The sequence below is a fragment of the Burkholderia sp. HI2761 genome, assembly GCF_002223355.1.
Classification (GTDB): domain Bacteria; phylum Pseudomonadota; class Gammaproteobacteria; order Burkholderiales; family Burkholderiaceae; genus Burkholderia.
The window spans coordinates 682999-708988 of sequence record NZ_NKFN01000004.1; the positions used below are offsets into that span (position 1 = coordinate 682999).

General features: G+C 69.3%; 18 protein-coding genes and 1 riboswitch. Of the genes, 8 read left to right on the forward strand and 10 right to left on the reverse strand.

The features are described 5' to 3' along the window. Positions 1 to 60: 60 nt before the first annotated feature. Positions 61 to 702: an NAD(P)-dependent oxidoreductase gene (locus CFB46_RS09895; protein WP_089499874.1), complete on the forward strand. Its 642-nt coding sequence runs from the start codon at positions 61 to 63 to the stop codon at positions 700 to 702. A 254-nt stretch (positions 703 to 956) separates the two neighbouring features. Beyond that, positions 957 to 1427 carry an Lrp/AsnC family transcriptional regulator gene (locus CFB46_RS09900; RefSeq protein WP_006484401.1) on the forward strand — a complete coding sequence of 157 codons (471 nt, stop codon included), beginning with the start codon at positions 957 to 959 and terminating at the stop codon, positions 1425 to 1427. 30 nt (positions 1428 to 1457) lie between these two features. On the opposite strand, the gene CFB46_RS09905 is transcribed toward CFB46_RS09900, so the two are convergent. From CFB46_RS09905 to CFB46_RS09915, 3 genes are read right to left on the reverse strand one after another with little or no spacing between them, the layout of a single operon-like run. After that, on the reverse strand, positions 1458 to 2231 hold the full coding sequence (locus tag CFB46_RS09905; protein WP_089499875.1) for an ABC transporter ATP-binding protein: 774 nt from the start codon (positions 2229 to 2231) through the stop codon (positions 1458 to 1460). A 4-nt stretch (positions 2232 to 2235) separates the two neighbouring features. Next, positions 2236 to 3924, reverse strand: a complete 1689-nt coding sequence (locus tag CFB46_RS09910) for an ABC transporter permease (RefSeq protein ID WP_089499876.1) — start codon at positions 3922 to 3924, stop codon at positions 2236 to 2238. Next, on the reverse strand, positions 3914 to 4957 hold the full coding sequence (locus CFB46_RS09915; protein ID WP_089499877.1) for a Fe(3+) ABC transporter substrate-binding protein: 1044 nt from the start codon (positions 4955 to 4957) through the stop codon (positions 3914 to 3916). Before CFB46_RS09915 ends, CFB46_RS09910 begins: the two co-directional genes overlap by 11 nt. Positions 4958 to 5199: 242 nt before the next feature. Between CFB46_RS09915 and CFB46_RS09920 the strand changes: the two genes are divergently transcribed. Then, positions 5200 to 5361 carry a hypothetical protein gene (locus CFB46_RS09920; RefSeq protein ID WP_006476417.1) on the forward strand — a complete coding sequence of 54 codons (162 nt, stop codon included), beginning with the start codon at positions 5200 to 5202 and terminating at the stop codon, positions 5359 to 5361. Positions 5362 to 5505: 144 nt separating this feature from the next. Here CFB46_RS09920 and CFB46_RS09925 read toward each other — a convergent pair whose 3' ends face one another. Together CFB46_RS09925 and CFB46_RS09930 are read right to left on the reverse strand one after the other, a co-directional pair. Continuing rightward, positions 5506 to 6873: an amino acid permease gene (locus CFB46_RS09925; RefSeq protein ID WP_089499878.1), complete on the reverse strand. Its 1368-nt coding sequence runs from the start codon at positions 6871 to 6873 to the stop codon at positions 5506 to 5508. A gap of 294 nt (positions 6874 to 7167) precedes the next feature. Further along, positions 7168 to 9459, reverse strand: a complete 2292-nt coding sequence (locus tag CFB46_RS09930) for an FUSC family protein (RefSeq protein WP_027784008.1) — start codon at positions 9457 to 9459, stop codon at positions 7168 to 7170. Positions 9460 to 9641: 182 nt separating this feature from the next. Here CFB46_RS09930 and recC point away from each other — a divergent pair, with 182 nt between their 5' ends. Genes recC through arfB form a run of 4 tightly spaced genes read left to right on the forward strand, consistent with a single transcriptional unit; the run spans position 9642 to position 19385 of the window. Further along, positions 9642 to 12977: an exodeoxyribonuclease V subunit gamma gene (gene recC, locus CFB46_RS09935; protein WP_089499879.1), complete on the forward strand. Its 3336-nt coding sequence runs from the start codon at positions 9642 to 9644 to the stop codon at positions 12975 to 12977. Further along, on the forward strand, positions 12974 to 16684 hold the full coding sequence (gene recB / locus CFB46_RS09940; protein WP_089499880.1) for an exodeoxyribonuclease V subunit beta: 3711 nt from the start codon (positions 12974 to 12976) through the stop codon (positions 16682 to 16684). Before recC ends, recB begins: the two co-directional genes overlap by 4 nt. Beyond that, entirely contained in the window at positions 16681 to 18984 is a 2304-nt protein-coding gene (locus tag CFB46_RS09945; protein ID WP_089499881.1) for an AAA family ATPase, read from the forward strand. The genes recB and CFB46_RS09945 overlap by 4 nt, the downstream gene beginning before the upstream one ends. Continuing rightward, positions 18981 to 19385, forward strand: coding sequence for an alternative ribosome rescue aminoacyl-tRNA hydrolase ArfB (arfB, locus tag CFB46_RS09950; RefSeq protein ID WP_089499882.1), 405 nt, complete (start codon positions 18981 to 18983; stop codon positions 19383 to 19385). Before CFB46_RS09945 ends, arfB begins: the two co-directional genes overlap by 4 nt. A gap of 50 nt (positions 19386 to 19435) precedes the next feature. On the opposite strand, the gene CFB46_RS09955 is transcribed toward arfB, so the two are convergent. The 5 genes from CFB46_RS09955 to thiC all read right to left on the reverse strand — a co-directional run bounded on the left by CFB46_RS09955 (position 19436) and on the right by thiC (position 25145). After that, positions 19436 to 20716, reverse strand: coding sequence for a sensor domain-containing phosphodiesterase (locus CFB46_RS09955; protein ID WP_027784013.1), 1281 nt, complete (start codon positions 20714 to 20716; stop codon positions 19436 to 19438). A gap of 511 nt (positions 20717 to 21227) precedes the next feature. Then, a complete protein-coding gene (locus CFB46_RS09965) occupies positions 21228 to 22154 on the reverse strand; it encodes a DMT family transporter (protein WP_089499883.1) in 927 nt (308 codons plus the stop codon). A gap of 145 nt (positions 22155 to 22299) precedes the next feature. Continuing rightward, a complete protein-coding gene (locus CFB46_RS09970) occupies positions 22300 to 22554 on the reverse strand; it encodes a hypothetical protein (protein WP_027784015.1) in 255 nt (84 codons plus the stop codon). Between the two features lie 214 nt (positions 22555 to 22768). Beyond that, complete coding sequence (locus tag CFB46_RS09975) at positions 22769 to 22981, reverse strand: glycine zipper 2TM domain-containing protein (RefSeq protein WP_011545020.1); 213 nt, start codon at positions 22979 to 22981, stop codon at positions 22769 to 22771. Positions 22982 to 23213: 232 nt separating this feature from the next. Then, complete coding sequence (gene thiC, locus CFB46_RS09980; RefSeq protein WP_027784016.1) at positions 23214 to 25145, reverse strand: phosphomethylpyrimidine synthase ThiC; 1932 nt, start codon at positions 25143 to 25145, stop codon at positions 23214 to 23216. 124 nt (positions 25146 to 25269) lie between these two features. After that, positions 25270 to 25386, reverse strand: a riboswitch (TPP riboswitch). Positions 25387 to 25660: 274 nt separating this feature from the next. Between thiC and CFB46_RS09985 the strand changes: the two genes are divergently transcribed. After that, on the forward strand, positions 25661 to 25918 hold the full coding sequence (locus tag CFB46_RS09985) for a pentapeptide MXKDX repeat protein (protein WP_059792334.1): 258 nt from the start codon (positions 25661 to 25663) through the stop codon (positions 25916 to 25918). The last annotated feature ends 72 nt before the right edge of the window (positions 25919 to 25990 follow it).

Sequence of the window (25990 nt, forward strand, 5' to 3'; positions counted from 1 at the left end):
TTTTTTTCGGCCTTATATGTAATTAACTGTGTTACATATTTTTATTTCTGGAGAATCGATATGACGCAACGTTCGTTGAATATCGCGCTGTTCGGCGCCACCGGCATGATCGGCTCGCGCATCGCGGCGGAAGCCGTGCGGCGCGGCCACCGCGTCACGGCGCTGTCGCGCCGTCCGGGCGCATCCGGCGACGGCATCACCGCGAAGGCAGCCGACCTGTTCGACGCCGCCAGCATCGCGGCCGCGCTGCCGGGCCATGACGTCGTCGCAAGCGCGTACGGCCCGAAGCAGGAAGATGCGGCGCAGGTCGTCGCGGTCGCGAAGGCGCTGGTCGCCGGCACGCGTCAGGCCGGTTTGAAGCGGCTCGTCGTGGTGGGCGGCGCCGGTTCGCTCGAAGTCGCGCCGGGCAAGCAGCTCGTCGACACCGACGGTTTCCCGGACGCGTACAAGGCGGTCGCGCTCGCGCACCGCGACGCGCTCGACTACCTGAAGACGGTCGCCGATCTCGACTGGACCTTCTTCGCGCCGGCCGCGCTGATCGCGCCGGGCGAGCGCACGGGCGCGTTCCGCACGGGCGTCGGCAAGCTGATCGCGGACGCGCAAGGCAACAGCAAGATCTCGGCGGAAGACTACGCGGCTGCGTTCGTCGACGCCCTCGAGCAGGACAGCTTCGTGCGCGAGATCGCGACGGTCGCGTATTGAGCGGCATGACGACCGGCGGCGGGTAAGCGCCGGCCGGCGCGCGACGTGCAAGCCGCGACGCGCGGCAATTTCAGGCGATTCCGCCCTCCCGGGTGGCGTCGCCTGTTTCATTTGGCGCGGCGAGTGCGCGGCGAAAGCGTCGTGTGCACGACGGATCGGTATTTACACCGGTCGACGCAACGAGGCAGTTTTCATATTGTTCCCCGTTGGGCAGGATGAATAGAATAAATTTCTATCGACGAGGGAATGGAGAAATGGACGCCATCGATCGCAAGCTGCTGGAGCTGCTGCAGGCGGATGCCACGCTGCCGATCGCGGAGCTGGCACAGCGCGTGAATCTGTCGCAGACGCCGTGCTGGAAGCGCGTGCAGCGGCTGAAGGAAACCGGCGCGATTCGCGCGCAGGTCGCGCTGTGCGATCCGCGCAAGCTCGGGGTCGGCACGACCGTGTTCGTCGCGATCCGCACGAACCAGCACACGGAGGAATGGGCGCAGCGTTTCACGCAGGCGGTGCGCGACATGCCGGAAGTGGTCGAGGTCTACCGGATGAGCGGCGAGACCGATTACCTGCTGCGAGTCGTCGTGGCCGGGATCGACGACTACGACCGCGTCTACAAGCAACTGATTCGCACGGTGCCGCTGTTCGACGTCAGTTCGTCGTTCGCGATGGAGCAGATCAAGTATTCGACCGCGCTGCCCGTGCGCGATCTGGCCGAGCCCGCCTGACGGGCACGCCGTCGCGCCGGCGGCGCGGCTTCAGCGGCCGCGCGCGAGCGCGCGTGCGCGCTCGTCGGCCAGTGCGTCGCGGCGTACGAAATCCGCGACGAACGGGCTGGCCGGATGATGGTGCAGCGCGTACGGCGTATCCCATTGCGCGAGCTGGCCGTCCTTCATCACGCCGATCCGGTCGGCGATCGCGAATGCTTCCGCCTGATTGTGCGTGACGAGGATCGCGGTGTGGCCCGTCTGCTTCAGGATGTCGCGCAGCTCGAACGCGAGCCGCTCGCGCGTATCGACGTCGAGATTCGAGAACGGTTCGTCGAGCAGCAGCAGTTCCGGCGACGGCGCGAGTGCGCGCGCGAGGGCGACGCGCTGCTGCTGGCCGCCCGACAGTTCATGCGGATACGCGTCGCCGGAATCGGCGAGGCCGACGAGTTCGAGCATCTGCGCGACGCGCAGGCGCCGCTCGGTCTTCGGCATGCGCCGCAGGCCGAACGCGACGTTGTCGGCCGTGCTCAGGTGCGGGAACAGCGCGTAATCCTGGAACATCATGCCGATGCGCCGTCGCTCGGGCGGCAGATCGAGCGACGGCGCCGCGACGGGCACGCCATCCAGCACGATGCGCCCCATGCGCACCGGCTCGAAACCGGCGATCGCGCGCAGGACGGTGGTCTTGCCGCAGCCGGACGCGCCGAGCAGGCAGCCGATGTCGCCGCGCGGCAGCGCGAGGCTCAGGCCGTCGACCACGGTGCGGCGGCCGTGCGGCGTGTCGTAGGCGACGCAGAGGTCGTCGAGTTCGAGCAGGTTCACGGTGTCAGGCTCCGATCTTGTGGCGGGTGCGAGCGAGCAGGATCACGGGCACGAGCCCGGCCAGCACGATCGCGAGCGCGGCGACCGCGCCTTCTTCATAGGTGCCGCGCGCGGCTTCCGCATACAGCCAGGTCGCGAGCGTGTCGAAGTTCAACGGGCGCAGCAGCAGCGTGGCCGGCAGCTCCTTCATCGCGTCGACGAACACCAGCAGCGCGCTCGTCGTGAGCGCGGGCCGCAGCAGCGGCAGGTGGACGCGGCGCAACGTGCCGCCGGCCGTCTCGCCGAGCGAGCGCGCGGCCTGTTCGAGCGACGGCGGAATGCGCGCGAGGCCGGCCTCGATGCCGCCTGCCGGGATCGCGAGGAATCGCACGGTATAGGCGATCACGAGCGCGGTCGCCGAGCCCATCAGCAGCAGCCCGTCGCGGCCGAGCGCCGCGCCGAACAGCCGGTCGGCCGCCGCGAACGGAATCAGCAGACCAATCGCGAGCACGGTGCCCGGCACCGCGTAGCCGAGGCTCGCGATCCGCGCGCACAGGCGCGCAGGGCCCGCCCGCGCGCTGTCGCGCTGCGCGCGGGCGGCCCACGCGACGACGAGCCCGCACGCGAGCGTCGCGACGGTGGCGGCGGTCGCGATCGTCAGCGTGTTCGCGAGCCCCGTCATCAGTTGCGCGGACACGCCGCCGACGAGGTGCAGCCGCTTGCCGGTCTCGACCGCGAGATAGGCGGCCGGCGCACCGAAGCCGAGCAGGACGGGCAGCCAGCCGAGCATCGCGGCGCCCAGCGCGGCCGCGCCGGTCAGGCGGCGCGGCGCGATCGGCCGCATGCGCCGACCATGCGCGTAGCGCTGGCGGCGGCGCCCATAGCGTTCGAGCGCGATCATGCCGACGACGATCGCGAGCATCGCAAGCGCGATCTGCGCGGCGCCGGCGAGATCGGAGCGCGTGATCCACGTCGTATAGACGGACACGGTCAGCGTCTGCACGCCGAGAAATTCCGACGCGCCGATATCGTTCAGCGTTTCGAGCAGCGCGAGACTCACGCCGACCGCGATCGCGGGCCGGGCAAGCGGCACCACGATGCGCCAGAACGTCGCGAGGCGGCCGGCGCCGAGCGTGCGCGCGGCCTCGAGCAGGCTCGCGGACTGCGTGACGAACATCGCGCGCGTGCTCAGATAGACGTACGGATACAGCACGAAGCCGAGCACGAAGATCGCGCCGGGCAGCGAGCGCAGATCGGGCAGGCGGAACTGGCGCGGGCTGTCGAAGCCGAGCAGCCAGCGAATCGCACCCTGCACGGGGCCGATCGGATGCAGCAGGTCGAGATACGCGAATGCGACGATGTAGGTGGGCACCGCGAGCGGCAGCAGCAGCGCCCAGGTCAGGATCCGGCGGCCGGGAAAATCGTAGGCGGTGACGAGCCATGCACAGCCCGTGCCGACGAGCGACACGATCGTGCCGACGCCGGCGAGCAGCAGCAGCGTATTGACGAGCGCCTGCGGCAGCACGAATTCGGCGAGATGCCGCCAGTGCGCGAGATCGGCGTCGAACGCGGCGGCCACGAGCACCGCGAGCGGCGCCGCGACCGCCGCGGCGATCGCCAGCGCCGCGAGCAGCCACAGGCTGCCCGCGCGCGGCCGCGGCCGCGATCGACGCGGCGCGCGGTAGGCGCGGGCAGGCGATGCGTCAGTTGTCAAAGCCGACCTTGTCGACCAGCTGGCTCGCCTGCTTGCGATGCTTCGCGATCTCCGCGAGCGGCAGCGGGTCGACCTTCAGCGTGCCGAAGCTCGCGATCACCGGGTCGAGCTTCACGTTCGCGCGCACCGGGTATTCGTAGTTCGCCTGCGCGTACAGCGCCTGCGCTTCCGGCGATACCAGGTACTCGAGCAGCTTCACCGCATTGGCCTTGTGCGGCGCATGCTTCGCCACTGTCGCGCCGCTGATGTTCACGTGCGTGCCGCCGCTCTTCGCGTTCGCGAACGTCGGGCGCACGACCTTGATCGCGTCGCCCCATTTGCGCGCATCGCTGCCCGGCTCCGCACTCTTCATGTGGCCGACGTAGTAAGCGTTCGCGAGGCCGACGTCGCAGATTCCACCGAGGATGTCGCGCGCGACGTCGCGGTCGCCGCCGGTCGCCTTGCGTGCGAGGTTCGCCTTCACGCCGCGCAACCATTGCTCGGTCGCGGCCTCGCCGTCGTGCGCGATCATCGCCGCGACGAGCGCCGTGTTGTACGGATGCTGGCCCGACCGGATGCAGACCTTGCCCTTCCATTTCGGATCGGCGAGATCCTCGTAGCGGAACGCATCGACCTTCAGGTCCTTTTCGACGTACAGCACGCGGTCGCGCAGCGACAGCGCGTACCAGTCGCCATTCGTGCCGCGCAGGTTCGCGGGAATCGCGTCGTCGAGGGTCTTCGAGCGCACCGGTTGCGTGACGCCGCCGTCGACGAGGTCGAGCAGGTTGCCGACGTCGACCGTCATCAGCACGTCTGCCGGCGACTGCGCGCCTTCCGCCTTCACGCGCTCGAGCAGGCCGTCCTTCACGAACACCGTGTTGACCTTGACGCCGCTCTGCTTCGTGAACGCGTCGATGAGCGGCTGGATCAGCTTCGGCTCGCGGGTGGTGTACAGGCTCACTTCCTCGGCCGCTTGGGCAAGCGGCGCGAAGGCGGCCGCGGCCAGGGCGAGGGCGCCGGCGAGCGGCAGCAGGCGGGTGCGCGGATTCGACATGAAGACTCCGGTGGGGCAGGTGGACGAGGGAGCGTTCCGGGGCGCGCCTGCCGCCCGAGCGATCCGGAACATTACAAATCGAAAGACTCTGGATTCTAAATCGAAATGGGAATGATTATCAAATGAAAGCTTGCGGCAAGCGGCCGGGAAGACGGGGGAGGGGATTGGAAACGGGGCGGTGCAGCGCGGGCGCAAGCGCGTAGAATGCCCGCTTCGACGAATTAGACGGAATCGCCCCGACCATGAACGATCAGCGCAAGAAGAACCCTGTCCGCAACGTGAGCATCCTGATCGTCGTGGCCGTGCTGCTCGTGATCGGGACGATCCTGTACAACGCGATTTCGCAGAAGCACGCGTACGACGAGGCCCATCCGGCCGAGGCCGCGAGCGCGGCGTCGCACTGACGTGCCGGTGCGCGGCCCGCTCGGGTCGCGCGCGGGGCAGGCGAACGGAGTCGCTCCGCGGCTTCCGGCGCGACGGGCGCCGCGCAACCGGATAGCAGAAGGCGCGCCGGAACCGGCGCGCCGCATGGGCAGGTCAGCCGTGCGTCAACGTGACGCGGGGGCGAATTTCGGGCGGATCCGTGCGTAGAACACGCCCGCGAGCAGCGCGAGCCATGCCGCGCCGACATACAGCGCGACGCGCGTATCGTCGAACCAGCCGAGCATCACGATCACGAAGCCCATGAACGCGATCGTCAGCGCCGGCGCAACGGGCCACAGCGGCACCTTGAACTTCAGCGCGGCGACTTCGGCGCTCGACAGGCGGCGACGCATCGCCACCTGCGACAGCAGGATCATCAGCCAGACCCACACGGTCGCGAACGTCGCGATCGCGGCGACCACCAGGAACACGTCCTTCGGCATCAGGTAGTTGAGCAGCACGCCGACCAGCAGCGCGCCGGCCATCACGAGCACCGTGACCCACGGCACGCCGTGGCGCGACGTCGTCATCAGCACGCGCGGCGCCTGACCCTGGCGCGCCATCCCGAACATCATCCGGCCCGCGCCGAAGATGTCGCTGTTGATCGCCGAGATCGCCGCGCTGATCACGACGAGGTTCAGGATCGTCGCGGCGGACTTGACGCCGAGCGTCGAGAAGATCTGCACGAACGGGCTGCCGTCGCCGCCGACGCTGGTCCACGGGCCGATCGACATCAGCACCACCATCGTCAGCACGTAGAACAGCAGGATGCGCGCGGGCACCGCGTTGATCGCACGCGGAATCACGCGCTCCGGGTCCTTCGCCTCGCCGGCGCTCATCCCGATCACCTCGATCCCGCCATACGCGAAGATCACGACCGACAGCGACGCGATCAGCCCGCCGATTCCGTTCGGCAAGAAGCCGCCGTGGTTCCACAGGTTCGCGAACGTCGGCACGTCGGCCGAATGACCGAAGCGCATGCCGGTCAGCAGGATCGCGATGCCGCCGCCGATCATCGCGACGATCGCGCCGACCTTGATGATCGACAGCCAGAATTCGAGCTCGCCGAATACCTTCACGTGGCACAGGTTGAGGCCGCAGATGATCGCGACGACGCCGAGCACCCAGATCCATTGCGGGACGTCCGGAAACCAGAAGCCCATGTAGATGCCGAACGCGGTGATGTCGGCGATCGCGACGATCACCATTTCGAGCGTGTAGGTCCAGCCGGTGACGAAGCCCGCGAACGGGCCGAGGTTCTCGGTCGCGTAGTGGCCGAACGAGCCCGCGACGGGGTCGCGCACGGCCATTTCGCCGAGCGCGCGCATCACCATGTAGACGGCCGCGCCGCCGAGGAGGTACGCGAGGATCACGGCCGGGCCCGCGAGCTGGATCGCGGACGCCGAACCGTAGAACAGGCCCGTGCCGATCGCCGAGCCCAGCGCGAGAAAGCGGATGTGCCGCGCGCTCAGGTGGCGCTGCAAGTTTTTCATCGAGTCTCCGATATCGTTATGCGACGAACCGGGCGAGCGAGGCTGGCCCGATTGGCTCAAGTTGTCTATACAACTTGAATGTGAACGAATGATAACAAGCCGGGCCCGGTGACCGGAATCGGGTATTCCCTGACTGGCGCGGCGAGCGGAATGGGGCGTGGGGCGCTCGCGCGCCGCTGGCACGGGCCGCGTGGAGCGGGTGGGGCATGCTTCGGGGTAGTCGTCGAGCAGGAGCGCGCCGGCGGCCGAGCCGCGACGTGCGCGGGCCGGCCTGCCGGCGCGGACTGGCGGAGGTCAGGCGGGCAGGCGGATCACGCTCGCATCCTTGCGGATCAGCAGCGACGACGCGAGCATCTGCTTGCACTGGTGCGCGAGCACCTTCAGGTCGTGCGTGAGTTCGGCGCCGACAGCATCGGATTTTTCCGCGGACACGACCATCGCATCGAGATCGCGCGTGATCTGCTTGGACGTTTCGAGCTGGTCGGCCGGCGGTGGCTCGCCGGCTTCGGCCTTCTCGAGATTGTCGAGCACGGCGGCGAGGCCGCGCTGCAATGCGTCGTCGTGGACGAGGCCGCCATCGGCCGCGCAGGCGCTGCGGATCAGCGGCGCGGCGGCCGTGATCTGCGCGCCGAGCACGTGCGTCTGCACGAGCAGGTCGTTCAACTCGGGCACGAAGCGCTGGTGCGCCTTCGGCTCGATCATCATCCGCTGGAACGCCTGCCCGAGGTTCGCGAACGCGATGTTCACGTCCTTGCGCGCGAGGCGGTAGCGGTAGTCGTCGTCGAGGCTGGCAGCAGGCGTCTCGATCGCCGCGGCTACGCCCGCAACGACGGCCGCACCGTCGGCGGCCGGCACGGGCGGCGACGACATGCCGCGCCCGGCGCGCCAGACGGCCTCGAAATACTTGCGGCTCGCCGTGAGCATGTCGGCGACCTGCTTGCCCATCAGCCGGTATTCCCAGTACGGGAACAGCCGGCTCGCGGCGATCGCGATCATGCAGCCGACGACCGTGTCGATCGCGCGTTCGCCGATGATCCGCATGCTGCCCGGCGCGAGCAGATGGAACATCAGCAGCACGTACGACGACGTGAACACGACGCTCGCCGCATAGTTGAACAGCAGCAGGCTGTAGCTCATCACCATCGACCCGAACATGATCGCGATCAGCAGGTGCGGCTCCTTCACCGTATAGATCAGCGCGATGCTCGCCGCGCAGCCGATCAGCGTGCCGATGATCCGCTGCGCGTTGCGCTGCTTGGTCAGCGAGTAGCCGGGCTTCAGGATGATGATGGTGGTCATCACGATCCAGTACGCGTTCGTGAGCGGCAGCAGCCGGCCGAGCCAGAAGCCGACCGCCACGGCGATCGTCACGCGCAGCGCATGCCGGAAGCTCGGCGAGCGCATGTTCAGGTTCGAGAAGATCAGCAGCGGCGACATCCGGCGGCGCTGCAGGAAGCGCGTGAGCGCCTTGTCGATCTTCAGTTCGGTTTGCTGCGGATCGGCGTGGCCCGACAGGTTGCGGCGCATGCGGTCGATCATGCGCGTCGCGCTCCAGATGCGCCGGAACGTCGCGAGCACGGCCGCATACGCCTCCGCGTTGGTGGCCGCGAAGTTCTTCTTGCGCATCAGCTCGATCTCGTACTCGATCGCGCGCAGTTCGGCCTTGACGCTGACGTGCGAATGCGGCGCGCGGTTCTCGAGCACCGCGAGGCCGATCTCCTCGAGATCGGCGGCCGCCTTGCGGATCAGGTCGCGGTAGAAAATGATCAGATCCGAGCCGCCGAACGTGTTGCGCATCAGCGGGTAGTCGGTGTGTGCGCCGACGAACAGCTCGTGCAGGTCGACGCTGTTGATGAACAGGTTGTACATCGTCGTGCGGCCGGGATCGAGCTTGCCTCGCCGCAGCTTCGGCAGGTTGCGCAGCACGATGTCGCGTGCGGTTTCCTGCGTTTCGACCGCGGTGATCTGCTTTGCAACCAGATTGCGGTAGCACTCGTCGAGATCGGCGTCGAGATCGTAGAACTGCGCGCGCGCGAGCAGGTAGTCGGCGCAGGCGAACAGGCTTTCGGCCAGCGCCTGCTGCTCGATCCGGCGCGCCTGCCATTGCGACACGAGCGTGGCCCAGTACGTGTACCAGAGGCCGCCGGCGAGAATCCAGCCGGCGTTGACGAACGCCTGCAGCGGCGTGAATTTCTCCTCGAGCGTCATCACCATCATGAACAGCGTCGCGAAGCTGATCTGCGGCCAGCGGTTGCCGTAGACGACGATCAGCGACAGCACGAACGTGAGCGGCACGATCGTGAGCCACAGCGCGAAGATGTTCGGTGTCGCGAGGCCCGTGGCGAGCGCGGCCAGGAAGCCGATCACGCTGCACGCGAGCATTTCGTTGTGCTTGTACTTGAGCGGGCCCGGCATGTCGACGACGCACGCGCCGAGCGCGCCGGTCGAGATCGTGAAGCCGAGCTCCCGGTTGTGAAACACGATCAGGCACAACACGGCCGGCAGCGACACGCCGACCGCGATCCGCAGGCCGCCGAAAAAGTACTGGCTGTAGAAAAACTTTCTGATTTCGACCGAATAGCGCATCGATGGGCTGAATGGCAGACGAAGACGCCCGGGGGCGGCGTATTGACTGGCGACGAGTCTATCGTATTTCGCGGCTCGCAAAAGCTGGCTTTCCGGCCGAGGTTCGCGGCGGCGGCCCATTTGCTATCCTTGGTGATCCTGTTCGCCGGCTCCCGCCGGTGCGAGGTTCCGACGCCCGCTTCATGCTCCATCTTTTCTATTCGAACCGTCACGAAACGCTGGCCGACGCGCTGCTCGAGGATCTGGCCGCGTTCCCGGCCCGCAGCGGCCCGTGGGCGCCGCAACAGGTCATCGTGCCGAGCGCGGCGCTGCGTCGCCGCCTCGAGCTCGACATCGCCGCGCGCAATGGCGTGTGCGCGAACGTCGAGTTCACGTATCTCGCGCAGTGGCTGTGGGCGCAGATCGGCCGCGTGCTGACGGTGCCCGCGCGCTCGCCGTTCGCGCCGGACCGGCTCGTGTGGCGCTGCTACCGGCTGTTCGCGCAGGCCGACGGTGCGCCGTGGCTCGCGTCGCCGCGGCTGGCCGCGTATCTGTCGGCCTCCGACGATGCGATGCGCTACGAACTGGCTCATCGCGTCGCGGCCGTGCTCGATCACTACCTGACCTATCGCCCCGAATGGCTGGCCGCGTGGCAGGCCGGCGAATCGGTGCTCGCGGGCGACGGCGCGCCGCGCGGGATCAGCGACGCCGCACGCGACGACGAGCGCTGGCAGGCCGCGTTGTGGCGCGCGTTGCTCGCCGAGCTGAGCGACAGCGGCACGCCGCCGGCGCACCGCTTCCTCGTCGAGGCGCGCCATCTCGATGCCGAGGCGCTCGCGCGCGCCGACTGGCCCGAATCGGTCAGCGTGTTCGCGCTGCCGACGATGCCGCCGCTGCACGTCGCGCTGTTGCGCGAACTGTCGCGCTGGATCGACGTGCGCGTCTACGCGCTGAACCCGTGCCGCGAGTTCTGGTTCGACATCGTGACCGCCGCGCATGCCGAGGCGCTCGATGCGGCCGGGCGGCGCGACTATCAGGAGGTCGGCCATCCGCTGCTCGCCGAATGGGGCAGGCAGACGCAGGCGCAATTGCACATGCTGCACGAACTGACCGAAAGCGCCGCGTCGGGCGATGCGTCGCGTTTCGTCGAGAATCCCGCGCCCACCTGGCTGGCGCGCGTGCAGAACGCGATCCTCGAACTGCAGCCGGAGGCCGAAACCGGCGACACGCCGGTCGAGCGCGGGATCGAGGTGCATGTGTGCCACAGCCTCGCGCGCCAGCTCGAGGTGCTGCACGACCGGCTGCTTGCGTGGTTCGACGCCGATGCGAGCCTGCAGCCGTCCGACGTGCTCGTCGCGGTGGCCGATCTCGCCGCGGCCGGGCCGTTGATCGATGCGGTGTTCGGCACGGCCGGCGGCGGTGGTGCGCGGGTGCCTTACCGGATCACCGGTCTGCCGCCGTCGCAGGCGAATCCGGTCGCGCGCGTGCTGCTCGACTGGCTCGCGCTGCCGGAGCGGCAGGTCGGCGCGCCGGAACTGGTGGAATGGCTGCGCGTGGATGCGGTGGCCGCGCGCTACGACATCGACGCGGCCGCGCTCGAAACGGTGCAGACCTGGCTCGCCGCCGCCGGCGCGCGGCGCGGGCTGTCGCCGCTCGCGAGCGACGACGTGGCCGTGCCCGCGCCGCGCCATACGTTCTCCGATGCGCTCGCGCGGCTCTTTCTCGGCTATGCGATGCCCGAAGGGTCGGCGCCGATCGGTGCGTGGCTGCCGATCGAGGCGGCCACGGGCAGCGAGGCCGAACTGCTCGGCCGGCTCGCCCGGTTTACCGACGATCTCGACGGCTTCGCGCGGCGCCTCGCGGAGTCGCACACGCCGCGCGGCTGGAGCGAACTGTTTGCCGATACGCTCGCGCGCTTCTTCGACTCGGGCGCCGCGTTTGCGGATGCGCTGGCCGGCGTGCGCGACGCACTCGACGCGATGCTGGCCGCGATGACGGAGGGGGCGCCCGACGAGGCGCTGCCGGCGGCCGTCGTCCGCGCGGGGCTCACCGCGGCGCTCGACGATCCGGCCCGCGGCGGCGTGCCGTGGGGCGGCGTCACGTTCTCGTCGCTGACGAGCTTGCGCGGGCTGCCGTATCGCGTCGTCTGCCTGCTCGGGATGGACGACGGCGTGCTGCCGAGCCTCGCGCGCGCGGACGAATTCGACCTGATGGCCGTGCTGCCGAAGCTGGGCGACCGGCAGCGCCGCGACGACGAGCGCAATCTGTTTCTCGACCTGTTGCTCGCCGCACGCGACCGGTTGCTGATCGCCTATACGGGCCGCAGCATTCGCGACAATGCGCCGTTGCCGCCCGCGGCGCTCGTCGACGAACTGCTCGATCATCTCGCGGACGTCACGGCCGGGCCCGGCGCCGCACCGGACGCGGTCGATGCCGCGCGCCGCGCGTTCATCGTCGAGCATCCACTGCAACCGTTCGCGGCCGCGTATTTCCAGCCGGGCAGCCACCTCGTTTCGTATGACGCCGAGCGGGCGACGCTCGCGTCGCTGCTGGCCGCCGAAGCGTCGCGCGACGGGCCGCGCGAGCAGCCTTTCTTCGCGCAGCCGCTGCCGGCGGAGCCGGTCGAGCCCGTCGCGTTCAGCGAATTCGAACGTTTCTGGCGCCATCCGGCGCGTGCGTTGCTGCGCGGCCGGCTCGGCATCGTGCTGGCCGATGCGCAGGCCGAACTGCTCGATACCGAGCCGTTCGCACTGGATTTTGCCGGCAGCGACGCGCTTGCCGAGCGCGTGCTGCCGCTCCTGATCGAAGCGGGCGGCGGCGGCGTGCACGATCACGCGCTGCGCATTGCGGATGCGAGCCCCGAACTGCCCGGCGGCGCGACGGGCGCGGTATGGCGCGATCAGGCGCTCGGCTCGATGACGCAACTTGCGTCGAACGTCCGCCGTGCGCTGGCCGACGGCATCGAGCGGCGGCCGTTCTCGCTCACTGTCGTGCCGAAGTGGCCCGATACCGAGCAGGCGCTGTTCGGCGCCGACGACGCAATGCTGGCGGCCGACGCGGTGGGCGCGCCGCTCGAATTGCATGGCACGCTGAATCGGCTGACGCCGGCCGGGCAGGTCACCTATCGCTATGCGCGGCCGAGTGCGCGCGATTACCTCTCCGCGTGGCTCGCGCATCTCGTCTACTGTGCGATCGAGCCCGGCGGCCCGCGCCGCACGCTGTGGTTCGGCAGCGGCGGTGCGTTCGAACTGACGCCCGTCTCGGCGCCGCTCGAACGGCTCGCGCCGCTGGCCGCGCTGTTCCGCGCGGGGCGGCGCATGCCGCTGCGTTTTTTCCCGCGCAGTGCATGGGCGCGGGTGTCCGACGGCGAGGCCAAGGCCGCGAGCGTGTGGATCAACGAGCGGGTCGTGAGCGAAGCCGACGATCCGGCCATCGCGATCGCCTGGCGCGGCGCGCATCCGTCGCTCGACGAGCCGTTCGGCACGCTCGCGCGGCTCGTGTTCGAGCCGCTCGTCGAGCATCTGAAGGAGGTCGCATGAGCGCCGTGTCGCAGTCGCAGCAGGCGCTCGAACTCGACGTGTTCGCGTGCCCGCTCGACGGTGTCAACCAGATCGAGGCGTCGGCCGGCACCGGCAAGACCTGGAACATCTGCGCGCTGTATGTGCGCCTGCTGCTCGAAAAGGATCTCGGCGCGGACGAAATCCTCGTCGTGACCTTCACGAAAGCGGCGACGGCCGAACTGCACGAACGGATTCGCAGCCGGCTCGCGCAGCTGGCGCACGCGCTCGACACGGGCGACGACGGCGGCGATCCGTTCATCGCGCGTCTGTGGGAGACCACGCTCGGCGACGACGGCGCGCTCGATCCCGAGACGGCTGCGAAGCGGATCCGGCGCGCGCTGCGCGCGTTCGACCAGGCCGCGATCCATACGATCCACGCATTCTGCCAGCGCGCGCTGCAGGAAGCGCCGTTCGCGGCCGCGATGCCGTTCGCGTTCGACATGGAGGCCGACGATGCGTCGCTGCGCTTCGAACTCGCCGCGGATTTCTGGCGCACGCGCGTCGAACCGGCGGCCGCGCGCTGGCCGGGCTTCGCGACCTGGCTCGTCGAATCGGGGGCCGGCCCGGCCGCGCTCGATGCGCAGCTCGCACGCCGGCTGAAGAAGCCGCTTGCCGCGCTGCGCTGGGACGGCGTGACCGAGCCGGACGAATCGGCCGAAGCGGCCGCGGCCGAATGCTTCGCGGAAGCCGCGCGCATGTGGGCGGCCGAGCGCGAGGCGATCGATGCGCTGCTGCACGCCGCGCAGCCCGCGCTCAATCAACGTTCGCACAAGCCCGACGCGGTCGCTGATGCGCTCGCCGCGTGGGCGGTGCATTTCGAGCAGGGCGACGCGACGGCCGCGCTGCCGAAAGCCGCACTGAAGCTCACGCAAACCGCGCTGACGAAGGCGACGAAAAAAGGCGGTGCGACGCCCGCACACGCGTTCTTCGAGGTGGCCGACGCCCTCGAAGCGGCCGTGGCCGCTGCCGAGGCCGCCCAGCGTGCGCGCTGGCTTGCGCTGATCGCCGAATGGCTCGACATGGCGCCGGGCGAACTGGCCGAGCGCAAGCGCACGCGGCGCGTCGTGTCGTTCGACGATTTGCTCGCGAACCTGTATCACGCGCTGCACGCGCATCCGTGGCTCGCCGAAACGCTGCGTGCACGCTATCCGGCCGCGCTGATCGACGAGTTCCAGGACACCGATCCGCTGCAGTTCGCGATCTTCGACCGGATCTTCGCGCCGGCCGGCCCGCTGTTCCTCGTCGGCGATCCGAAGCAGGCGATCTACAGTTTCCGCGCGGCCGATCTGCATACCTATCTCGCCGCGCGGGCACGGGCGAGCGCGTGCTACACGCTCGCGGTCAACCAGCGCTCGACGCCCGCGATCGTCGATGCGTGCAACCGCTTCTTCATGTCGAATCCGCGCGCATTCGTGCTCGACGGGCTCGACTATTACGCGGTGCGCGCCGGTACGCGCGTGCGTGCGCCGTTCGTCGACGAAACCGATCCGGGCCCGGCCGGCGATTTCCGGGTGTGGGCGCTGCCGGGCGGCGAAGGCACGTTGCTCAAGCGGGATGCGCAAGCGCAGGCTGCGCAGGCTTGCGCGGCCGAGATCGCGCGGCTGATGCGCGGCGCGCGCGAGTCGCGCGTGCGGTTGGGAGACGCGCCGTTGTCGCCCGGCAACATCGCGGTGCTCGTGCAGACCCACAGGCAGGGTAGCCTCGTGAAGCGCGTGCTCGCGACATGGGGCATCGGCAGCGTCGAGCTGGCGCAGGCGTCGGTGTTCTCGACCGGCGACGCCGAGCAACTCGAGCGCGTGCTGGCGGCGATCGATGCGCCGGGCGACCTGCGGCGTCTGCGCGCGGCGCTCGCGTCCGACTGGTTCGGGCTCGATGCCGGCGCGCTGTGGCGCATGGAGCAGGGCGACGGCGATGCGCAACCCGGTGCGTCGGCGGCCGACAGTGCCGACGCGATGAGCTGGGTCGAGCGCTTCTCGCGGTATCGGTTGCTGTGGCGCGAACGCGGTTTCGCGGTGATGTGGCGCACCTTCACGCGCGAGCTGCGGATCGCCGAACGGCTGATGACCGGTGCGGACGGCGAGCGCCGAGTGACCGACATCAACCATCTGGCCGAGTTGACGCAGGCGCGGGCCTCCGCGCAGCCCGGCATCGCGCCGACGCTGCGCTGGCTCGCCGCGCAACGGCTCGACGGCGGCGGCGAGGAAGCGCAACTGCGGCTCGAATCCGATCGCAACCTCGTGCAGATCGTCACGGTGCACAAGTCGAAGGGGCTCGAATACGCGATCGTGTTCTGTCCGTTCCTGAACGACGGCGGGCTGCGCGAGCCGCCTTCGTCCGCGCTGCCCGATGCGCGCGAGTATCACGACGACGCGGGCGATGCGGTGCTGCATTACGGATGCGACGACGAGGCGTCGGCGCACGCGGCGCGGCAGGCGCTGCGCGAGCAGGCCGCGGAACGCGCGCGGCTCGTCTACGTGGCGCTCACGCGCGCGGTGTATCGCTGCTATGTCGTCGCCGGGCCTTACCTGTCGTCGCGCTCGACGCGCGAAGCGCGGCGCAGCGTGCTCAACTGGCTCGTCGCCGGTGCCGGCCATGCGTTCGATGCGTGGCTCGACGAGCCGCCCGACGAAGCCGCGCTCGATGCTGCATGGCGCGCGCTTGCGGGCGGCCCCGTGAGCGTCGCGCCGCTGCCCGTGCCTGCGCGCCGCGAGCGTCTCGCGGCCGGGCACGACGCGTCGCAGACGCTCGCGGCGCGCCATGCGACGCGCATACTGCGCGATGCGTGGCGGATGGCGAGCTTCAGCTCGTTGACCGCGTCGATGGCGCGCGAGGAGGCGGGCGTCGCGGCCGTGCCCGACGACGAACTGCGGCCCGATCACGATGCGCTTGCCGCGCTGACGCCGGACGGCGAACCGATACTGGCCGATACGGTGGTGGCCGCCCCGCCGGACGACGACATCCTCGTGTTCCCGCGCGGTGCGGCGGCCGGCGAATGCCTGCACCGCCTGTTCGAGCTCAGCCGGTTCGCGGAGCCCGAATCGTGGCACCAGGCCGCGCTCGGCGCGCTGCACGACCGGCCGGTCGAGGCCGAGCCGGAGCTTGCGACGCGTCTGCCGGCGATGATGGTGCGGCTCGTCGACGACGTCGTGCACACCGAGCTCGTGCCGGGCATGCGGCTCGCCGATCTCGATCCGGCCAAGCGGCTCGACGAAATGGGCTTCCTGTTCCCGGCGCCGTCGCTCGACCTGACGGCGCTGCGCCGGCTGCTGGTCGCGCACGGCTATCCGGACGTTGCACTGGAGGCGGGCACGCTAGCCGGTTTCATCAAGGGGTTCATCGACATGATCGTCGAACACGACGGCCGTTTCTGGATCGTCGACTGGAAGTCGAACCACCTCGGCACGACGCCGGATGCCTATGGCCCGCGCGCGCTCGACGTCGCGATGGCCGATCACGCGTATCACCTGCAGGCGCTGCTTTATACGGTCGCGCTGCATCGCTACCTGCGCGGCCGGCTGCCCGATTACGACTACGACACGCACATCGCCGGTTACCTGTACCTGTTCGTGCGCGGCGTGCGGCCCGGCTGGCGCAGCGGCGGCGAGCCGGCGGGCGTGCATGCGCGGCGGCCCGCGCGCGCGCTCGTCGACGCACTCGACCGGATGATGGAAGGGGGCCGCGCATGACCGCGACCGACGACATGCTCGAATTCACCGGCGGCCTCGTCGCGCGGCTGCCCGAGCCGGCCGATTTCGGCATCGCGCTCGCGGAAGGCTTCGCGCGCCGCATGGGCGACCTCGCGCGACGTGCCGGTGCGCCGTCCGCGTCGGCGCGCTGGGCGGCGCGCGCCGCGTTCGCGACGAGCCGTGCGACAGCCGGCGGCCACGTGTGCGTCGCGCTTGGCGCGCTCGCGCAGCGTTACGAAGCGCCGCTCGAAGAGGTGCGCGCGGCGCTGGCCGCGAGCGGCGTGGTCGCGTTCGGCACGCTCGCGCGCGGCGACGAACGGCCGCTGATCGTCGATCGGCTCGATCACCTGTACCTGTCGCGCTATTTCGACTACGAACGGCGGCTCGCCGATGCGCTCGTCGCACAGGCCGGTGTCGCCGCGCCGGACGAAGGCCTGTCGCCCGACCGGGTGCGCGACAGTCTCGCCCGTTACTTCGGGCCGGCCACCGGCGAAGTCGACTGGCAGCGCGTGGCGGCGATCGTCGCCCTGACCGGCCGCGTGACGATTGTCAGCGGAGGGCCGGGCACGGGCAAGACGACGACCGTCGTCGGCGTGCTGGCCTGTCTGCTCGATGCGCACCCGGGGCTGCGCATCGCGCTGGCCGCACCGACCGGCAAGGCCGCGCAGCGGATGCAGGAGGCGCTGCACGCGCGCGCCGGCGATCTGCCGCCCGAACTCGCGGCGCGCCTGCCCGACACGTCGTACACGCTGCATCGGCTGCTGGGCGGCGGCGGGGCGGCCGGCTTCCGGCATCATCGCGACAATCCGTTGCCGTACGATCTGATCGTCGTCGACGAGGCGTCGATGATCGACGTCGCGCTCGCCGCGCATCTGCTCGACGCGCTCGCGCCGGGCGCGCGGCTCGTGTTGCTGGGCGACAAGGATCAACTGGCCGCGGTCGAGGCCGGCGCCGTGTTCGCGGAGCTGAGCGCGCGGCCGGCGTTCACCGCTGCGGCCCGCACGCGCATCGCGCGGGCGCTGGGCATCGACGAGGCGGCGTTCGTCGCGGCGTTGCCGGTGCCGGACGAAGCCGCGCCGGCAGCGCTTGCGCGCGCGCATCCGGTTTCCGCGTCCGCACGGGCCGCGGCGTCGCCATCGGCATCGGCGCCCGTTTCGCGCAAATCGGCGCCTCGGCCGAAAGTCGATGCGCGACAGGCGTCGCTCTTCGACGACGAACCGCAGGATGACGAAGTATCGTCGGCCGGCTTCGCGCCGTCGCCGTCAGCCGAGTCGGCACCCGTCGATACCGTCGCACCGGGCAATGCGCCGGCCTGGATCGAGGCCGACGAACTCGCTTGGCTCGATACCGTCGAGCTGGCGCCGTTCGACGCGGGCGATGCGGCGCTTGCGTCGGCGACGGCGGCCGCATCGCCATTGGCCGGCGAAGCCGCTGCCGCGTCCGCGGGCACGCCCGCTCCGGCACCGCTCGCGGACTGCGTCGTGTGGCTCGAACGCAATTACCGCTTCGGTCTCGATTCGCCGATCGGGCGGCTGTCGCTCGCGATCCGCCGCGGCGACGTGCAGGCGGCGCTCGATGCGCTGCCCGCCGACGACTCGGCAGCCGCGTCGTTTCACGACGATGCGGGCGACACGCTGGCGTCGGCGACGGTCGAGCGGCTCGCACGGCGTTTCGGCGCATACCTCGATGCACTGCGCGACGCGCTGGCCGCGCCGGCGCCCGATCCGCTACCGCTGTTCGACGCGCTCAACCGGTTCCGGATCCTGTGCGCGACCCGCAGCGGCTCGCGTGGGGCGGAACACGTCAATGCGCTGGTGGCCGCGCATGTGCGGCATGCGGCGCGCGTGCCGCTCGCGGTCGGCGCGCACTGGTTTACCGGGCGGCCGATCATGGTCACGCGCAACGACTATGCGCTGGGGCTGTTCAACGGCGACATCGGCATTGCGCTGCCCGACGCGCACGGCGTGCTGCGCGTGTGGTTCCGGCGCGCGGACGGCACCGCGCGCGCGGTGTCGCCGGCCGCGCTGCCGCCGCACGAAACGGCGTTCGCGCTGACGGTGCACAAATCACAGGGCTCGGAATTCGACGAAGCCGCGCTCGTGCTGCCCGCGTCGTTCGGTCGAGTGCTCACGCGCGAGCTGGTCTATACGGCCGTCACGCGCGCACGCACGCGCGTGCAGGTGATCGGGCCGCGACGCGTGCTGGCGCAGGCGGTGGCGACGCGCACGCAGCGCGATTCGGGGCTCGCGGCCCGCGTCGACGAGGCGCTCGCCCGGCGCCGCACGGAGGCTTCGCGATGATGATTCGCTACACGCTCGATCCGGCCGAGATCGAATGGACGGCCGTGCGCGCGCAGGGCGCGGGCGGCCAGAACGTGAACAAGGTGTCGAGCGCGATTCATCTGCGCTTCGACATCCACGCGTCGTCGCTGCCGCCCGTCCTCAAGGAGAGGCTTCTCGCGTTGTCCGACCAGCGCATCACGCGCGACGGCATCGTCGTGATCAAGTCGCAGGAATATCGGACGCAGGAGAAGAACCGCGAGGCCGCCCTCGCGCGGCTCGATACGCTGATCGGCAGCGTCGCGTATACGCCGCGTGCCCGGGTCGCGACGCGGCCCACGCGGGCGTCGAAGGAGCGGCGGCTCGAGCACAAGTCGCGTCGCAGCGTGGTGAAGTCGGGGCGCGGGAAGGTGGTCGACTGACGAATGAAGGCAGACGCCCGTCGTACGCGGCCGTCCGCCGTGCGCGCCGGCTATCGCATCACGGTTTCCGCACTGTCGAGCACGAAGTCGACGCAGAACACGACGAGCCGGCTCTGCGCGCGGATCGCGACGGCGGCCGTATAGCAGTCGCGGCCCTCCGTCAGCGAGAAGTGCGGGCCCATCAGCGCGACGCGCCCGGGGGCGGCGATCGCGCGCTGAAAATACGGGCGCCGCGACCAGTTGCTGTGGGTTTCCGGGAATAGCGGCGAGAGGCGGGTCACGCTCGCCTGGCTGTCGTCGAGCGGCGCGCCGATCGACGGCAGGAACTGTTCGCCGGTCTCGTCCGTGACGAACACGCGACGCGCGGCCGGCACCGCGAACACGCGTTGCGCGGCGTCCTGCAGGTTGCCGCTCGCCGAGAACGCGGCCGCGCCGCTGAGCACGAGCCGTTCGATCGCGTCGAAGCCCGGCTGCTGAGCGACCACCGGCATGTGCCGGCGGGCGATGAAGCGCCGCCACGCGGCATCGAGCATCGCGGGCGCGGCCGCGCTCGCGTGCGCGATCGATGCATCGGGCTGACCGAACTGGAAACCCTGCACGAAATCGATGTCGGCTTCCATCAGCGCCTGCAGCGCGTCGTCGTTTTCGACGCCTTCGGCCAGCACCATCGCGCCGGCCTGGTGCAGCATCGACACGAGGTGATGCATGATGCGGCGATCGTCGGCCGAGGCGGTCGAACGCTCGACGAGCGAGCGGTCGAGCTTCACGATGTCGGGCCGGGCCCGCCACACGCGGTCGAAGTTCGAGAACCCCGTGCCGAAATCGTCGATCGCGATCAGGAAATCGCGATGCTGGATCATGTCGATCGTGCGGGCAAGCGCGGCTTCGTCGCGCGCCGGCTGTTCGACCACTTCCAGCACGATCCGGTTCGGGGGCAGCGCGAAATGCCGGCACAGCGCCTCGACGAACTCGCGCTGCACGAGGCCCGTGTCGAGCACGCGCGGCGTCACGTTCAGGAACAGCCAGCCGTCGCCGATGCCCTGCGCGACGAAGTTGGCCGTGTGCAGGCAGCGCGCGAGCCGGTCGAGCAGCAGCGCGTCGGCGTCGCCGCGCGTCTTGTCGAAGAGGGCGGTGGGCGACACCAGCGTGCCGTTCCCGTCGACGACGCGCAGCAGCGCCTCGTAGCCGACGACGCGCTTGTGCGTGATCGACAGCACGGGCTGGAACACGCTGCGCAATGTCGTGGTGCGATAGGTGGCGAGCCAGCCGTGGGGCGTCGGCGTGAGGCGTTCGAGCAGGGCCTCGAGCGACCGGTCGCGGGTGGACTTCATGTCAACGGTGCCCGGAAGCGGGCGGCGGGACGGCGGCGCACCACCACGCCGATGCAGCCGCATGCGCAGGCGGGCGCGAAAGAACGTGGGGCATCGAGACCGCCTTCTGCGGATGAGTTTTCCGAGTGTAACGGGATTGCCGCGGCGCGCGTATCAGGGTAACTCCAGACGCGAACGGTACACCGCGATTGCGGCCCGCGCACCGCGGCGCGGCGACCGGCGCCGCGTGCATCCGTACGGTGCATGACCGCCGCGAAACGAAGCGCGCGGCAGTGGCGGATGACAATCCCGCGACAGCGCGGCGGCATGACCGTGCGTCGCTGCCGCCCGATGCGCAGGCTGATGCGGGAAATCCCGGCGGCCGGCCGCCGCCGTCAGACGAATGAGTTGAATGAGTCGAATGCCCGCGCGCCGCGGTGCGATCGGCGGCGCGTCGGCACACCCGCGTCGCGCCACCATCGGCATTGCCGCGCGGCGGACGACGGTTCGTGCGCGCCGGGCGCGTCGATCGTCAGGCCGCCTCGCCGCCGCGCGGTCGGACGCCGGGAATCCGCTTGATCGCGCCGGTTGCGAGCGCGGTGCCGACGAGCACGATCGCGCAGCCTTCGATCATCACGACCGACACGTGTTCGCCGAGGAACAGCGCGCCCCACAGCAGCCCGAACACGGGGATCACGAACGTCACGGTGATCGCGCGGGCGGGCCCGATATGCGCGATCAGGTAGAAGAAGATGAAATACGCAATGCCCGTGCACGCGATGCCGAGGGCGAGCACCGCGCCCCATGCGTGCGCGCCGACCGGCGCGGCCGGCCACGTCGCGATCGCGAACGGCAGCAGCAGGACGGTCGAGCCGATCATGCTGCCGGCTGCGTTGACGAGCGGATCGACGCCGCTGAGCTTGCGTTTCGTGTAGTTGGCCGCGATGCCGTACAGCAGCGTCGCGCCGAGCGCGGCCGCCGCGGCGAGCGCGGTCGCGCTGGCGCCCGCGTCGCCGTGCGCGTTCGCGATCTGGTTCCACACGAGCGTGAGCACGCCGGCAAACCCGATGACGAGGCCGAGGGCGCGCGGCAGCGACAGCTTGTCCTTCAGCCACAGATAAGCGACGAGCGCGCCCCACAGCGGCGTCGTCGCGTTGATCACCGACGTCACGCCGGCCGACAGCGTCAGCTCGGCGAACGCGAACAGACAGAACGGGATGCCCGAATTCAGTGCGCCGACGACGAACAGCGGCCACGCATGACGGCGCAGCCGGGCGGCCAGATCGCCGGGTTTGAAGCGCGTGAGCGCGAAGCCCGCGAGAAACAGCGCGCCGATGCCCACGCGCAGCGCCATCAGCGGCGCGACGCCGAAATCGACCACGCCGATCCGGATGAACAGGAAGGATGCGCCCCAGAGGGCAGCGAGCACGGTCAGCAGGAAAGCGTTCTTGGGCGACATCGATCGGCGAGGGCGGGGGACGGGATGCGACGAATCTTACACCGCGTTACCGCACCGTCGTTTCATGATCGGATGAAACGACAACAAACGGGAATCGCACCGTTTGCGCCGGCGGCGGACGGCCGGCCGCGCGCGGCGCGGCCGATCAGTGATGACGCCAGCCGCCGCGTCCGCCGAAGCCGAAATTGAGCGACAGCGCCGGCCCCCAATAACTGCCCCATGCGGGCGCGTACGCCGGTGCCGGATAGTAGTAGGCGGGGCCCGGATCGACATATACGGGTGCGGGCTGTACCGGCACCGGCGCCGCCGTGTAATAGCCGCCCGGATAGTAGCCGTACGGGTAATAGCAGCCGGCGAGCGTCGTGCAGGCAAGCGCCGCGGCGACGAAGGTCCTGTTCATGATGTGTCTCCGGCGGAGCCGGCCATCGGCAGATGCTTGAAGCTTAGGCCGAGTACCGATGACACGGTATGAGAAACGGTAACCGATCATTTCCGGAGGGCGGCCGCGCCGGTTACGGCGCCGCATGCGAAAACGGCGCTTCCGCGGTGCGGAAACGCCGTTGAACCGACCGGCCGATGGCTGGACGACACCCAGCCGGCCGATGTCGGACTGCTTACTTGCCGACCTGGTTACCGATGATGCCGCCGGCCGCCGCGCCGCCCAGCGTCGACAGCGCGTTGCCGCCGATCGCCGCGCCGGCGACGCCGCCGACACCCGCACCGATTGCCGTATCGCGCTGGCGCCGCGACATCGAATCGCAGGCCGACAGGCTGGCTACTGTCGCGACGAGCAGAGCGCATACCCCAAAACGCCGAATCGAGTTCATGATCGTTGTCCTTGTGGTAGTGAACGGAAGGCGCGCGACCGGCTGCCGGCCACGCATATCCCCAATCTACGCGCCGTCCCGCGACGCTGCTGTAAGGACTTGTTAAGGCTCGCGCGGTTTCGTAATCAATTGTTTCGCATGGGCCCGCAGGCACGCGACATGCGCAAAAAAGCCCGCTCGAAAGCGGGCTGCGTGCATCGCGATGCGAGCCGGTGAGGCTCGCGGCGCGCGCTTACTGACGGTGGTAGATCTCGGCGCCGGTCTTCACGAACTCGACCGCCTTGACCTCCATCCCTTTCTTCAGCGCCTCGGTTTCCGACACGCCCTGCTGGGCCGCGAATTCGCGCACGTCCTGCGTGATCTTCATCGAGCAGAAATGCGGGCCGCACATCGAGCAGAAGTGCGCGACCTTGGCCGAATCCTTCGGCAGCGTCTCGTCGTGGAATTCACGTGCCTTGTCCGGGTCGAGACCGATGTTGAACTGGTCTTCCCAGCGGAACTCGAAACGCGCTTTCGACAGCGCGTTGTCGCGCACCTGGGCGCCCGGGTGACCCTTGGCGAGGTCGGCGGCGTGCGCGGCGAGCTTGTACGTGATGATGCCTTCCTTCACGTCGTCCTTGTTCGGCAGGCCGAGGTGTTCCTTCGGCGTCACGTAGCACAGCATCGCGGTGCCGAACCAGCCGATCATCGCGGCGCCGATGCCCGACGTGATGTGGTCGTAACCCGGCGCGATGTCGGTGGTCAGCGGCCCGAGCGTGTAGAACGGCGCTTCCTTGCACCAGTCGAGCTGCAGATCCATGTTCTCCTTGATCAACTGCATCGGCACGTGGCCGGGGCCTTCGATCATCACCTGCACGTCGTGCTTCCACGCGATCTGCGTGAGTTCGCCGAGCGTCTTCAGTTCGCCGAGTTGCGCTTCGTCGTTCGCGTCGTAGATCGAGCCGGGGCGCAGGCCGTCGCCGAGCGAGAAGCTCACGTCGTACGCCTTCATGATCTCGCAGATGTCTTCGAAGTGTTCGTACAGGAAGCTTTCCTTGTGATGCGCGAGGCACCACTTCGCCATGATCGAGCCGCCGCGCGACACGATGCCCGTCATCCGGTTCGCGGTGAGCGGCACGTATTGCAGGCGCACGCCCGCGTGGATCGTGAAGTAGTCGACGCCTTGCTCGGCCTGTTCGATCAGCGTGTCGCGGAAGATTTCCCAGGTCAGGTCCTCGGCCTTGCCGTTGACCTTTTCGAGCGCCTGGTAGATCGGCACCGTGCCGATCGGCACGGGGCTGTTGCGGATGATCCACTCGCGCGTTTCATGAATGTGCTTGCCGGTCGACAGGTCCATCACCGTGTCGCCGCCCCAGCGGATCGCCCACGTCATCTTGTCGACTTCCTCGCCGATCGACGACGTGACGGCCGAATTGCCGATGTTCGCGTTGATCTTCACGAGGAAGTTGCGGCCGATGATCATCGGCTCGGATTCCGGGTGGTTGATGTTCGCGGGGATGATCGCGCGGCCGCGCGCGATTTCGTCGCGCACGAATTCCGGCGTGATCTCGGCCAGCGCGTTCGCGCCGAAGGCCGCGGCGCCGAACGCCTGGCCCGGATGCTGGCGGCCCATCATCGCGGCGAGCTTCGCGCCGTTCGGGCCGCTCGACTTCAGGCTCTCGATGTACTCGGCGCGGCGCTGGTTCTCGCGGATCGCGATGTATTCCATTTCCGGCGTGATGATGCCCTGACGCGCGTAGTGCATCTGCGTGACGTTCTTGCCGGGCTGCGCGCGGCGCGGGTTGCGGTGCAGGCCCGGGAAACGCAGCTCGGCCGTGGCCGGATCGGCCGCGCGCTCGAGGCCGTACTGGCTCGACAGGCCGGGGAGCACCTCGGTGTCGCCGCGCGCCTCGATCCAGCGCTGGCGCAGCGCGGGCAGGCCCGCGCGGATGTCGATCTTCGCGTCCGGATCGGTGTAGGGGCCCGACGTGTCGTACACATAGATCGGCGGATTCTTCTCGCCGCCGAAGCCGGTCGGCGTGTCGGCCTGCGTGATTTCGCGCATCGGCACGCGAATGTCGGGCTGCGAGCCGGTTACATAAACCTTTCGCGAATTGGGCAGCGGCGCGACGGCAGCGGCGTCGACGTGGGCGTCGGCAGACAGAAACTTCGGATTGGCGTTCATGCAATCTCCTGTGTGAGCGCCGGACAGGCGCGTCGGCGCTTGCCCGGAGCCCTTGACGAATGTGGGGCTCGAGCTAAGCAGGAGACGAGGCTTGGTGAGGCGGCGGATTTCGTCAGAAGGATGGCGGCGAAATCCGTACGCTTCCCTGCGCTGGCATTATCCAGATCAGGTTCAAAGGGTATTTCTCACCCGCAATGCCGGTTGTTTGACCGAACGCATTGCAGGACCCCCGCGTTAGCAAGGGCACACGATACACCGGCTTGGCGGCGGTTTCAACCGGGGGTGAAGCCGATGCCCCCGTGCGGCGGGCGGATCGCCGCCGCCCACGCGCGCGCGGTGCGCCGCAGCAAGCGCTGCCGTCGGCCCGCCACGTCGTCCCGAACAGCAGGGGCGAGCAGTGCAGCATTTCCATCCCTTGTTGCAGGCTTAAAAAAATTTTTCGACATTGCTGTCATTTCCGGCGGCGTCCTCCGTCTATTCGGCTCCCAAACCCATGTATGTATCGGAGAAATGTCATGAAAAACGTATTCCTCGCCGCCTGTGTCGCCGCACTTGCCACGATCGCAACGGGCGCCTACGCGCAGAACGACGCAATGTCGAAGGACGGCATGTCGATGTCGAAGGACGCGATGGGCCACGACGCGATGGCGAAGGACGGCGCGATGAAGAAGGACGGCATGAAGAAGCATGCGATGAAGAAGGACGCGATGGGCCACGACGCGATGAAGAAGGACGACGCGATGAAGAAGGACGCCATGAGCCCGTCGAACTGACGAATGAGTGCGGGGCGCGACCGGCCGGTTACCGGCGCGCCTCGCGTCCCGCCGCATCATCCCGGGAGTGTT